The organism is Mesorhizobium sp. M1A.F.Ca.ET.072.01.1.1, assembly GCF_004023325.1.
Taxonomy (GTDB): Bacteria; Pseudomonadota; Alphaproteobacteria; order Rhizobiales; family Rhizobiaceae; genus Mesorhizobium.
The window spans coordinates 1-11,461 of record NZ_RZSF01000223.1 but is presented as its reverse complement, the minus strand read 5'-3'; the positions used below and the strand labels follow the sequence as shown (position 1 = coordinate 11,461).

At 63.0% G+C, this 11,461-nt stretch carries 17 protein-coding genes and 2 pseudogenes; 14 read left to right on the top strand and 5 right to left on the bottom strand.

Going from position 1 to position 11,461, the window contains the following annotated elements:
* Positions 1–8 precede the first annotated feature (8 nt).
* The 5 genes and pseudogenes from EOA32_RS25425 to EOA32_RS25405 all read left to right on the top strand — a co-directional run bounded on the left by EOA32_RS25425 (position 9) and on the right by EOA32_RS25405 (position 4,040).
* Entirely contained in the window at positions 9–392 is a 384-nt protein-coding gene (locus tag EOA32_RS25425; protein ID WP_245499384.1) for a hypothetical protein, read from the top strand.
* A pseudogene (locus EOA32_RS25420) lies at positions 337–990 on the top strand (terminase family protein); the annotation flags it as partial. The gene EOA32_RS25425 and the pseudogene EOA32_RS25420, both read left to right, overlap by 56 nt.
* Positions 991–1,299: 309 nt before the next feature.
* Complete coding sequence (locus EOA32_RS40805; protein WP_348632222.1) at positions 1,300–2,922, top strand: terminase family protein; 1,623 nt, start codon at positions 1,300–1,302, stop codon at positions 2,920–2,922.
* An 11-nt stretch (positions 2,923–2,933) separates the two neighbouring features.
* Positions 2,934–3,374: a hypothetical protein gene (locus EOA32_RS25410; RefSeq protein WP_128373186.1), complete on the top strand. Its 441-nt coding sequence runs from the start codon at positions 2,934–2,936 to the stop codon at positions 3,372–3,374.
* 36 nt (positions 3,375–3,410) lie between these two features.
* The gene (locus tag EOA32_RS25405; protein ID WP_128373185.1) at positions 3,411–4,040 is read left to right on the top strand and encodes a hypothetical protein; all 630 of its coding nucleotides are present in this window, start codon (positions 3,411–3,413) and stop codon (positions 4,038–4,040) included.
* A gap of 2 nt (positions 4,041–4,042) precedes the next feature.
* Here EOA32_RS25405 and EOA32_RS25400 read toward each other — a convergent pair whose 3' ends face one another.
* On the bottom strand, positions 4,043–4,222 hold the full coding sequence (locus EOA32_RS25400; protein ID WP_066997036.1) for a hypothetical protein: 180 nt from the start codon (positions 4,220–4,222) through the stop codon (positions 4,043–4,045).
* A gap of 680 nt (positions 4,223–4,902) precedes the next feature.
* Here EOA32_RS25400 and EOA32_RS25395 point away from each other — a divergent pair.
* From EOA32_RS25395 to msrA, 7 genes and pseudogenes are all read left to right on the top strand, one after another.
* Positions 4,903–5,633 (top strand): annotated as a pseudogene (locus tag EOA32_RS25395) (glycosyl hydrolase 108 family protein).
* Positions 5,630–5,833, top strand: coding sequence for a hypothetical protein (locus EOA32_RS25390; RefSeq protein ID WP_128373184.1), 204 nt, complete (start codon positions 5,630–5,632; stop codon positions 5,831–5,833). Before EOA32_RS25395 ends, EOA32_RS25390 begins: the two are co-directional and overlap by 4 nt.
* A 104-nt stretch (positions 5,834–5,937) precedes the next feature.
* Positions 5,938–6,177: an ABC transporter permease gene (locus EOA32_RS25385; RefSeq protein ID WP_128373183.1), complete on the top strand. Its 240-nt coding sequence runs from the start codon at positions 5,938–5,940 to the stop codon at positions 6,175–6,177.
* Entirely contained in the window at positions 6,162–6,356 is a 195-nt protein-coding gene (locus tag EOA32_RS25380) for a hypothetical protein (protein WP_128373182.1), read from the top strand. The genes EOA32_RS25385 and EOA32_RS25380 overlap by 16 nt, the downstream gene beginning before the upstream one ends.
* On the top strand, positions 6,356–6,679 hold the full coding sequence (locus EOA32_RS25375; protein ID WP_095778307.1) for a hypothetical protein: 324 nt from the start codon (positions 6,356–6,358) through the stop codon (positions 6,677–6,679). Before EOA32_RS25380 ends, EOA32_RS25375 begins: the two co-directional genes overlap by 1 nt.
* 146 nt (positions 6,680–6,825) lie before the next feature.
* Entirely contained in the window at positions 6,826–7,077 is a 252-nt protein-coding gene (locus EOA32_RS25370; RefSeq protein WP_095824463.1) for a hypothetical protein, read from the top strand.
* A gap of 225 nt (positions 7,078–7,302) precedes the next feature.
* Positions 7,303–7,821, top strand: coding sequence for a peptide-methionine (S)-S-oxide reductase MsrA (gene msrA, locus EOA32_RS25365; protein ID WP_128373181.1), 519 nt, complete (start codon positions 7,303–7,305; stop codon positions 7,819–7,821).
* A 124-nt stretch (positions 7,822–7,945) separates the two neighbouring features.
* On the opposite strand, the gene EOA32_RS25360 is transcribed toward msrA, so the two are convergent.
* A complete protein-coding gene (locus tag EOA32_RS25360; RefSeq protein ID WP_095778310.1) occupies positions 7,946–8,140 on the bottom strand; it encodes a hypothetical protein in 195 nt (64 codons plus the stop codon).
* A 155-nt stretch (positions 8,141–8,295) separates the two neighbouring features.
* Here EOA32_RS25360 and EOA32_RS25355 point away from each other — a divergent pair, with 155 nt between their 5' ends.
* Entirely contained in the window at positions 8,296–8,565 is a 270-nt protein-coding gene (locus tag EOA32_RS25355) for a hypothetical protein (RefSeq protein WP_128373180.1), read from the top strand.
* A gap of 35 nt (positions 8,566–8,600) precedes the next feature.
* Here the strand turns inward: EOA32_RS25355 and EOA32_RS25350 are convergent, their stop codons facing one another.
* The 3 genes from EOA32_RS25350 to EOA32_RS25340 all read right to left on the bottom strand — a co-directional run bounded on the left by EOA32_RS25350 (position 8,601) and on the right by EOA32_RS25340 (position 10,544).
* The gene (locus EOA32_RS25350) at positions 8,601–9,146 is read right to left on the bottom strand and encodes a hypothetical protein (protein WP_128373179.1); all 546 of its coding nucleotides are present in this window, start codon (positions 9,144–9,146) and stop codon (positions 8,601–8,603) included.
* A gap of 562 nt (positions 9,147–9,708) precedes the next feature.
* Complete coding sequence (locus tag EOA32_RS25345) at positions 9,709–10,161, bottom strand: GFA family protein (protein WP_066997067.1); 453 nt, start codon at positions 10,159–10,161, stop codon at positions 9,709–9,711.
* Positions 10,162–10,253: 92 nt separating this feature from the next.
* Complete coding sequence (locus EOA32_RS25340) at positions 10,254–10,544, bottom strand: hypothetical protein (RefSeq protein WP_095784117.1); 291 nt, start codon at positions 10,542–10,544, stop codon at positions 10,254–10,256.
* A 599-nt stretch (positions 10,545–11,143) separates the two neighbouring features.
* Here EOA32_RS25340 and EOA32_RS25335 point away from each other — a divergent pair.
* Positions 11,144–11,461 (top strand): SLC13 family permease (locus EOA32_RS25335; protein WP_348632221.1); only part of this gene is annotated, 318 nt, incomplete at its 3' end.

Here is an 11,461-nt window from a genome sequence, read left to right as displayed (position 1 = left end):
GTCAATGGCTGACTGCGCAGGCAAGGCGCGGCGGCCGGCTCAGCCTTCGCTCCAGCGGTTCGGGCGCCGGCGCGCCGATAGCCAGGCGCTCGAAAAAGACGCTGGGCGACGATTTCGCCGCGGCGCTGCGCGCTGATTTCCGCGCCCATGGCGCCGGCGTCATCGCCGCGGTCAGGGCGGAAAAGCCCGACCAGTATCTGAAGGTCGTGCTGACGATGCTGCCCAAAGAGTTCTCGCAGGGTCTCGATGCGAACCAAAACAGTCTGGACCAATTGAGCGATGAGGAGATCCGCAGCCGCATCCGCTGCCTCGAAGCGAGGCTGCGGCCGTTCGTCGATGATGGCGACCTATCTGGCGCTGCTCGAGGAGGTGGACCGACGCCGTCAACGTAACCTTCTTGCTGCCTACAGGCCGTACCAAAGGCAGGCCGAGTTCCACGCGGCGGGGGCAAAAAACCGCGAGCGCCTGTTCATGGCCGGTAACCAGCTCGGCAAGACCAAGGCAGGGGGCGCCGAATGGGCCATGCACCTCACCGGCCGCTATCCGGACTGGTGGATGGGCAAGGTGTTCGACACGCCCGTCCGGCTTTGGGCCGCCGGCGTCACCGGCGAGGGCACGCGCGACAATCCGCAGCGTGTGCTGGTCGGCCCGCCGCAGCAACAGGCGGAATGGGGCACCGGCATGATCCCGGCCGACGCAATTGCCGAAACGACGATGGGCCGCGGCGCGCCCGGAGCGCTGGACAGCGTCGTCGTGCGCTGGGGCGGTGGCGGCGATGTGCAGGCGGGCGAAAGCGTGCTCTCCTTCAAGTCCTACGAAAAAGGCCGCGAGAAATGGCAGGGCGAGACGCTGCACGGTGTCTGGTTCGACGAGGAGCCGCCGCTGGACATTTATTCCGAGGGTCTGACCCGCACCAACGCGACGGGCGGGATAACCATCGTGACTTTCACACCGCTGCTCGGGATGTCGGATGTGGTGCTGCGGTTTTTGTCGAGCGAAGAAGTGGAGAGTTGGGCAAGGGGTGAGTGACGGCCAATCTCCCCCCTTGTGGGGGAAATGCCCGGCAGGGCAGAGGGGGGCGCTGTCCCGCCAGCCTCTCGAAGTCTCTTAATTCAGCCGGTTCGAACGGCATAAAGTCCTGCAGGATAGCGCTCCTTCGCGCCCCCCTCTGTCCTGCCGGACATCTCCCCCACGAGGGGGGAGATTGGCAGTATGGCCGTCGGCGCCATTCCCTCTCCTCCATCACGGCTTCGCCGCACCTCTCCCCCACGTTCGTGGGGCGAGGAACTGGAGCTTGCCATGTCCCGACACGTGACCTTCATGACCATCGACGATGCCGGGCACTATTCGCCCGAACAGCGCGCCGAAATCATCGCGGCCTATCCCGAGCATGAGCGCGAGGCGCGCGCGAACGGCATTCCGGTGCTGGGCTCCGGTCGCATCTTCCCGGTGCCGGAGGAGATGATCGCCTGCGAGCCGTTCCGGCTGCCGCGCTGGTGGCCGCGCATCGGCGCGCTCGATTTCGGCTGGGACCATCCTTCGGCCGCGGTCGAGCTCGTCTGGGACACCGAGGCCGACATCGTCTACGTCACCAAGGCCCACCGCGCCGCGCAGCAGACACCGGCGATGCAGGCGCTGGCGCTGAAGGCCTGGGGCGAATGGCTGCCCTTCGCCTGGCCGCGCGACGGCCGCCGCGAAACGCTGGAAGGCGCCGGCGTTGCGCTCGCAAAACAATATGCCGCGCATGGGCTGACCACGCTCTCGGGTCACGCCCGCTTCGCCGACGGCTCCGTCTCGGTCGAGGCCGGCCTGATGGACATGCTCGACCGCATGCAGTCCGGCCGCTTCAAGGTGTTTTCCACGCTTCACGCCTGGTTCGAGGAGTTCCGCCTCTACCACCGCAAGGACGGCCAGGTCGTGAAACTGCGCGACGACCTGATGGCCGCGACACGCTATCGCAAACTGACGCTCGCCTATGTCAGTGGCGCCGGCACCTTGCCCACGACCGCCGACGGCATCTGGCTGATCTTCACCCACGCCGGCGACAAAGGCGCGGATGGCCTTGGCAGCGGTGATTTTTCCGGGCCGGCGAGTTCGGTGACCGACAACATCGTGACCTTCGCCGGCACGACGGGGAAGGCCGGCAAGGACATCGGGGTGGCGGTGGCGAGTTTGGCGCCGAAAGCAAGCCCCGCTTTCACCGGCACGCCGACGGCGCCGACACAGGCCGCCGGCGACAACAGCGCCAAGCTCGCCACCACCGCCTATGTGGACACGAGCTTCGCGCCGAAGGCCAGCCCGACATTCACGGGGACGGTGACGGTCCCGGATGGCAGTTTCTCGCCCGCCAAATTGGACAATGGCGGAGCCGTCAGTGTTTTCGGCCGGTCTGCCAATTCGAGCGGCGTGCGCGCAGACATTGCGGCTGCTGCCGACGATACGGTCCTGCGGCGTGTGTCTAGCGCTGTGGGGTTCGGGCAGATCACGACCGGCATGGTTCCGGCTGGCGTGCTGACTTATGCGATGCTTGCTTCCGCGGCAATAGCCTCGAATAGCGAATTTCAGCTCGGCACTGCGGGCAAGCTCCTGTCCGCGGCGGCTCTGAAGACGACCGTGGCCTACCAGGCGCTCACCTCGAGTGCGACGGTCACGTGGGACATGTCGCTGGGCAATAATGCTTCTGTGGCGCTATCCACGAACGCCACCCTTGGCAATCCAACTAATGCGAATCCGCTCTTTGGCTTCGTGTTGAAGGCCACGGCCGTTACTTCCGCCCGCACCCTGGGCCTTAGCGCCAACTTCGCGGTTGCTACCGGCGTCGAAGGGTTCCCTATCACAATCGGCACATCGGAAACCGTCTTCCTTGTCGGCTTCGTCGACACCACCAGCCGGATCGTCGTCACCGGCGTCATCCGCACCTAAAGGAGTTCGAAATGTCCATTCTTGTTCGCAAGATCGATGACGTTTGGCAGGAGTGGCACGGCTCCTCGATCGTTATACAGATGATAGGCACCTACACCGCTGTTTACGGCGACGGTCGGCAGGTGGAAACGCCGTGCGACCCTTACCCCATCGAAATCCAGATGAACGGCGACAGCCTGCGCGGCTTCTATGATCAAGGCATCTGGGCCCTCGAAGAAGTGGAGGCCGTTGGCGGCAAAATCGCTGTCCCGTTCAATGCGCCAGACGGCAAGCAGACGGTGGGTTCACCCTCCTATGTTGAAACTGGTGCTGTCATCCAGCAGGTCTACGAAGTCGAGGACATCCCTCGGCCGCCAGCTCCTCCGACTGCCAAGGACAGGGTTACGGCTATGCTTGCCACCTACCAAATATCCGTCAGTGAGTTGAAGATCGTCTTGGAGCTTGATTTGTAGATGCTACCCGGTATTGCTCCACCTAAGGCTGGCCTATTGCTGCCCAGTAAGTCGTTCATCGCAACGGCATACAACGATATTTCATTGTCGAGTTATAACTTTACTGTCGACACGGGAGCGGCGACTGAGCGCAGCGTTGTTTGTGAGGTGCTGGGATCAGGCAACTCGGGCTCCATTACCTCGATCTCCGGAACTATTGCCGGCGTCGCTTTTTCCATCCTCGTGGATACGATAGTGGCGTCGACCTACGCAGCCATCGTCGCAGCCAAGCTGCCATCAAGTATAGCGGCGGGCAACCAAACCGTTAGCATCGTCTGCGGCGCATCTTGGGGTGCACAGATGATGTCGATCGCGTCTTACCGGTGCCTTAACCTCAGAAGCTTAGTCCCGACCGCAACCCTGGTTAGTAGCGCCAATCCGGGCACAGGTACCATCAACGTCGACGACCACGGTCTTTTGTTCGCCTGCGCGCGCTGCGGCAATTCAGCTCCAACCTATACTTGGGCGGGCATCACAGAAGAATATGACTTTACAGTCGGAACGTCGGGCCGATCAGCGTCGGGTGGGAGCTATCAAGCTAATGCGGCGGAAGTGGGCAGAATGGTCACGGCAACGCGAAGTGTGACTGGCATCAACTACGGTTTAGTTGCCGCTGTCCTACGTTAGAGTTACCAGATTCGCCACGCGATGATGCAAAGCATGGCAAAGCAAAGCCAGAGAACGAGACGGATCTCGAACATCGCTTGCGCCCACTGATAGGGCGGGGGCGAAGGAATTTCTTCCTCAGCCTCGAACCTTTCTTGCGCGGCTATCCAAGTCTTCTCTCCCTTGGTCGGGCGCTTTTCCATGAATGGTGTCTCTCTACATCTTCCGCGCCAACTCTTATCGGTAAACCCCAGCCCAACTGGCGTTCCCGATATCCGTCAGCACCTCAAAGGAATACCCGGAACCATACCAGCCTGCCGCTTGGACGGAAAGGAAAGGGCGAAGCATTTTGTAGAAAAAGGGGCGTCGACCGACAGATCGTTTCGCCCGAAAGCGGTTACGAGCAGGATCATCGCGCCCATTCGGTTGCACAGGTCGAGGAACGCGAGGCAAGCGTAGGAGCCACTGTTTCCTAGAACCCGTTGGCAGGCTGTGTTTACCGCAAGCTCTCCACCGCACACCCCTCAGCCACCCGAACCCCACCCGTCCCTTCGCACTCCGCGCAGCGCACACTCACCCCCGGACATCTGTGCTGATGCGTTCCCGCCGGGCAGCAGTGGCCGTTGGAACTGCGCCATCTCGGGCATTCGAAGATCGTGCCGGTGCCGCCGCAGCCCTGGCACTCGCCCATTTCGGGTAACATCAAACCCATCTTGCCCAACCCCTCGGCGTGAACGCCTCAACCCCACGAACCGGCGGAGCCCAACCGCCGTCTCCTGACATTGCCACACGGCAATTAAGGTTTTTCTAAAGAACTGAATCGGCGCGAACGCAAGTCGCCGGCCGAGCTTTTCCCACCAACCAGCAAGCCAAGGAGCCTCTCATGGACCGCAACTTCGCGCGGGCGCTTGCGCTCGTGCTCAAATCCGAAGGCGGCTGGTCGGACAGAAAAGCTGATCCCGGCGGCGCCACCATGAAGGGCGTCACACTCGCGAACTTCCGCCGCCACGTGAAGGCCGACGCCAGCAAGGCCGATCTGAGGAAGATCACGGACGGCCAGGTGGCCACCGTCTATCGGCGGTTCTACTGGGACGCCGTATCCGGCGCCGAGCTCCCCGACGGCGTCGACTATACCGTCTTCGACTTTGCCGTGAACAGCGGGCCGGGCAGGGCGGCGAAATACCTCCAGGCAGTGCTCGGCTCGCCCAAGACGGCCGCATCGGGCCGGCGACGCTAGCCGCGGCCCGGGCGAAACCCGCCGGCGTCGTCATCGACATGCTTTGCGATGCGCGGCTTGCCTTCCTCCAGCGGCTGCCGATCTGGCCGACCTTCGGCAAGGGCTGGAGCGCGCGCGTCGCCTCGGTGCGCTCCGAGGCGCTGCTCTTCTCGGCGCAGCCGGAGGCGCCGCGTCAATCCTCGTCGCGAGTTCCGGTCGCTGACGCCACGCAGTCGGCCATCAACGCCTCTGGCGGCGACGACGACCCGCCGGCCGCTTTGCAGGCATCGCCTCGCAGGTCCGCGGGCGTTCTCGCTCTCGTCGCGCTGGCGCTCGGCTCGGCCGCCGCCTGGGCCGCGCATCTTCCCTGCAATCTCTTCGGAGTGTTCTGCCAATGATCGGAATCATCATCCGCATAGCGCTGCGTTATGGCGCGGGCGTGCTCGTCGCGCGTGGGCTGCTGGGCGCCGGCGACGCCGAGGCGCTCTCGGCCGATCCCGACATCCAGATGGCGCTCGAAACCGCCCTCGGCCTGGCGCTCAGCTTCGCCGCCGAGGCCTGGTACGCGCTCGCCCGCAAATTCCACTGGTCGAAATGAGGTAGCAAAATGGTCGAGGTCTTCACCGAACTCGTTCGCCAGGCTTTGCCTTGGGTCATCGGTGCGCTGCTCCTGATCGCGGCGCTCGTCGTGTGGTGGCTGGCATGACGGCGCTCTTGTCCTTCCTCTCGGGCAATCCGGCGATTTTGGGCGTCCTGGCCTCCTTCATTGCCGCACTTGGTTGGGGCTTTCACCAAAGGCTTGCGGGGGCGCGGGCCGAGCGCGACCGGCAGGCGGCCAGCGAGGCGGCAGCCCGCGATATCACCGTCCAGGTCGACAACGAAATCGGCGCGCAGCCTGCCGGTGCGGTCAAGAAGGAGCTGAAGTCATGGGCAAGGGACTGATCGCCGCCGCCGTCGTCGCAGCGCTCTGCGGCTGCACCACGGCCAAGGGCGGTTTCTGCGCGGTTGCCTCGCCGTTGCGTCTTTCCGGCAAGGCCGTCGAGACGCTGTCGGACGAGGAGGCGCGGGCGCTTCTCGCCCACAACCGCAAGGGCGAAAAACTCTGTGGCTGGAGGCCCTGATGCACGACATCTTCGACCTGCTCGGCGTCAAGGGTCAGGTGGTGGCCGCCGGGCTCGCCGGCGGGGTGCTCAGGGCACTGTCGCGTCATCGCTACAAGTTGCGCGAGATGATCGCCTCGCCGATCTGCGGCGCCTTGGCCGCCGCCTATCTGACGCTCCCCACGGTCGCTTGGGTCGAGGCCAGCGGCCTGCCGATGCCCGACGCCGCCGACGACACCACCACTCTAGCCGCCGCCTTCCTGATCGGCGTCTCGGCCATGTGGATTTCGGACATCGTGTTCGAGGTGGTGGTGCGGCGCTTCAGGCCCGCACCAGAAGAATGAGCGGCGAGGAATGGTAGCCGTTCCGATCGATCCCGACCATTGGCGACATCGGCCGGGAAGAATTCTGCCAATCGCGATGAACCAGTTCGCGTGGTCATGCGACGCATCGGTGCAAATGAACACCCATGTATCCATGGAGATTTTCGATGATTGCAATCCTTCGCAATGCACTTCTTGCCGCCCTGGCCGTATCCACCCTGGGTGGATCCGCGATGGCCGGCCAGCAGATCTACGAATGCGACAACACGCCGACCAACAAGCTGTGGGCCGGCCGCTGCTGCGGCGTCGGCGACGCCAATTGCCTCGGTGGTGAAAGCCATGGCCATGACCGGGGGAATCCCGGCCGGGGCAACAATGGCGGAGGCGACAACGGCAGGGGCGATAAAGGGCCCAAGTGAAGCTGGTGCTCAGCCCGAGGCTCGCCGGTTGGCCGACCGGCGAGCAATCGGCGCAGACTGGGCACCGTGGTTGGGTTAGTTTCCCTGCCAGTCGCCCTTTTCCAGGCGCCTTCCCCGTCGCCCCTTTTCAGGCGCCCTTTTCCGGGCGCCCTTTTTCAGGTGCTTGAGCCGCTGGAAGAAGCAGGCCACAATCCCCACTTATGGAGAAATCCAAGGAGGTTTGACATGGCTTCTTCCGAACGCGCGGTCCTTGCCGGCGGCTGCTTCTGGGGCATGCAGGATCTGATCCGCCGCTTGCCCGGCGTGATCTCCACCCGTGTCGGCTACAGCGGCGGCGACGTGCCGAACGCAACCTACCGCAATCACGGCACCCATGCCGAGGCGATCGAGATCGTCTTCGATCCGACCAAGACCAGTTTCCGCACGCTGCTCGAGTTCTTCTTCCAGATCCACGATCCGACGACTAGGAACCGTCAGGGCAACGATGTCGGCATGAGCTACCGCTCGGCGATCTTCTATACCAGCGACGAACAGAAGCAGGTGGCGGAAGACACCATCGCCGATGTCGACGCCTCGGGTCTCTGGCCAGGCAAGGTCGTCACCGAGCTCGCTGCGGCCGGTGCCTTCTGGGAGGCCGAGCCCGAACATCAGGATTATCTGGAGCGCTACCCCAACGGCTATACCTGCCATTTCGTTCGGCCGGGCTGGAAGCTGCCCGTCCGCGAAAAGGCCGCCGCATCATAAAATTAGGGCTGCGCAGCCCTTCATTCAGGATCACGCCCGCCGTGCCGAAAGGCATGGTGGGCTTTTTTGCGTTCTGGGCGCAAGCTCGCACTTTGCCGGCATGCTCCGGCTGGAACAGTAGCCCTTAGCCCTTGGCCCGGCGGTTCTCGTTTTCGTGGCTGCCGATCCAGTGGGCTCGGATGCGGTCGCTGGCTTCAAGGTAAGCCATGTCGATGAGATAGGTCAGAAGCTTTTCGCCATCGGCCTCAGCCTTCTGGCGAAGCTCGCGCAAGATCCCCTGCGCAAACTGCAGGTTTTCCATTTTGCTCGGCTGGTCCATCGGTGCCCCCAATGTCTGCGTTGACTATACTTGTACGAAGGTTGTCGGCTCACTCGCGGCCATGCTGCGCCCGGCTGCAGCCGCGCTCGATCAATGAAGCTGTTGCACATCGCGCGAAAATGTCGATATTTTACGCCCCCAATCGGATGGCGACTATGCATGAAGACGAGGGCAGCACTCCCGACAAGCTGCAAGCCATGCTTGACGTGATTGCCAGGAGCGAGCCCGCGAGCGGGAGCGGACAGGCCGATCTCGGCAGGCTGCAGGCCGATGCCGCCAAGGCCGCCAACGTGCTGATCGAATTCTACGGCGACGCCGCCCTCGAGCGAGCCAAGCTTATCGAGCGCCGCTCGCCCCGCTCGCATTTCGCGCGCTTGGTGACGGCCGAGATAAGCAGGCGCGGCAGGCTTCCGCCCAGAAGCTAGCCCGGAACCCGGCCGAGAAACTGCCAAAGATCGCCTCAGGACGATTTGCGCCTCCTCGATTTCTCGCCAAGCCTTTGCAGGGTCTCTTCCTGGATGTTGTCCAGCAGGTAGGAAAGCATGTCGTCCCCGATCGACTGCGCGATTTCCCTGGCCTGCTCGACATGGTCGTGGATCTCGCGCAGCGAGTGATCCTCGCCCGCGGCATCCTGCGTCAGGTCGATGAACCAGCCGGGATAGAGCGCTGCCTCGCCCATGTCATCGACATAGCACTGGCCGACGGCAAGGATCTTGCGCAGCCCCATCTTTTCCGAGCGGACCTTGTAGACCTCGCGAAAACCTGACCTGCGCTCGATCGCCTTGCGGATCGCCAGCCGAACCCGCGGCTGATCGTCCCGCTCGATGCTTTGCATGCACCGCTCCAGCGGCGCGCCGTGCGAGAACTCCTCGAGCGTCAGGTCGAAATAAGCGGACAGATTCGCGTCCCCATAGACGCGGTCGCGCTTGATGTCCCAGGTCCAAAACCCGTCGATAGGTGGATACCGCATATCCAGGTTGCGGCTGCGTTGAGGCGCCAGTGTCATGAAAACCGCCCCGTCCGGTTTCAGGATTCGCCAGTACTATGTCTTAAAATCAAAAAGAAACAAAGGTGAGTTTTTGTACAAGGCAGGAAAATGATTGGGCCTGCCGCTTGCTTGCGTAGCTACGCCGCATAGTTGGCATCATCCAGGAAATACGTTTGGTGAAAAATTTTCTCTGGCCGAAACAATTTTCATTTCCGTGTCGCAAATGAAGCCGGTGCTTCGCGCGAGAAGGAAGCTTTCGAACTTAAACAACATCAAAAGTTGTATTCGCCCGGACGCAACGCCTGGGCTGGACATACTATCCATCTTGTAAGGCCGGCGCGGCAATGCTGGTGTTGCCTGAGCCGCGCCGGCCGAAGCGGCCTCCAAAAGGTTTTCGCCGCGCCGGGGATGCTAGCGGCCGCTGCCGCTCCGGCAAACCGACCGTTGGTTGAAAATGCCCGACTTCCAGAAGAAGACAAGGCCCTCGCGGTCAGCGCCCGGTCGTTCAGGGGCATAGGCGCCGGCTCGCTGGACCGATGCGTCTTTGCTCTGCGACTTAAGCCTTACTGCCATTCAGCATTTAGGCCGATTCGCGATAGGGCTCCCGCACGGCCTCCGGCTCGGCATCATCGGCCGCCGACTCAGCGACGGTCCGGTCATGCTCGAATTGGCTCGCCTCGGGCAGAGGATGCAACCACTGCTCGCGCCGACCGATCCACAATTCGTAGCTGGGCTCAAGCCCTTCGGTCGGCACGACATCCAGGCTGCCGATCATCACCTCGGCCTCGTCCTCGCGAACCGACGGCAAGCGGCTGCCGCAGGTTGGACAGAAGCTTCGTCCGCCATAGGTGCTGGTGATACCCGCGCTTTCGAATGCCTGGCGCGGCCATATGGCAAAGGCCTGATACGCCGATCCGCTGGTCTTGCGGCAGTCCTTGCAATGGCAAAGTCCCACCCTCAGCGGCTCCCCGGTAACCCGGAACTGGACACCGCCGCACAGGCAGCTGCCGCTACGCATGACATCGTTGAGCATGGCCGTTCCTCCTGCAGCCGGGACATTGGTGTCACCATCCGCTACAATTCGCATGCCGCCTCAACTGTTCCACAGCGCGGTCGGTACGTCGCTCAACCGGGGAAGTCGAAGACCGGTTCCTCGCAGCGGTAGACGCGGCATGGACCGTCACGGGTCGGAACCGCGACCGACATCGGGACTTCCGGCCAGTCGCACTCATTGCCGAATTGGCGCACGAAACGATCATAAGTGTTGGGCCCGGTGGTCAGCACCGCAGCATGCCGGCGCTGGATCAGCGCCTGCGTCTCGCCACAGGTCATGGCGCGTGTGTCGGGCCGCGCATCGGCGGCGCCCGCAGTCCATAATATCGTGCCGGCAACAAGGGCGGTCGTCAGGCTTTTCATCGAGGCGCCAGCTTTCAGTGATCGCTTCTGCGGTACGAATATGGCTCGCCGCCGAAACACCGCAAGGCTTTCGAACAGCAAGACGCCGCCGATGACGATGTCTGCGCAACCGGCCTTGTCGCGGTCGGACGGACGGCGAAGCGACGGTCAGTGCGACGTCGGTAAGAACCCGGTCAGGCATTCTGGCCTCCCGATCCGCCGCATTCCAGGCAGATCACACTGTGTCCCGGACAGCTCAGCCGGTGCGTTCCTCCCGGGCAGCAATGGCCGTTGGAGGCGACCCAGCGGTCGCAAATGAAAATTTTCCTGGCGCCATGGCAGCGCCGGCATTCCGCCGAGGGCATCAGATTCTCGTTTGGCGAGACGCGATGCTCCGCTTCAACGACCGCGTTCATCCATTTAGTCCCCAACGACTGGATTGTCGGCCCTGTTTTCGCAAGACATTACATTAGCTATCCGAGATATAAAAGCCCCGGACGGATGAGGAAAGTTTCATCCCTCGACCCTTTCCCTTTGCGCTGCCGTTGCTAAAGCTCGTCCGGCAAAGGGCGCCCGAGCAGATTCCGTCGGGCGCGGGCAGGCAACGGGATTTTCCTGCAATGACATGGACCGGCGCGGGAGCGCTTTTCATCCTGGTAGCCACTTATGCCGGCGTTGCCGTCGGCCGTATTCCGGGCTTCAGGCTGGATCGTGCCGGCATCGCGCTGCTCGGTGGCGCCGCCATGATCGCCATCGGCGCGATCGGCATGGAGGAAGCCTACCGCGCCATCAATTTCGACACGATCACGCTTTTGCTCGGCATGATGATCGTGGTCGCGCATCTGAAAGTGTCGGGCGCGTTCCGGGCGCTCGGCGGCTTCGCCATTGAGCATGCGCACGCGCCCTTCATGCTGCTCGTCATGGTGACGCTTCTGACC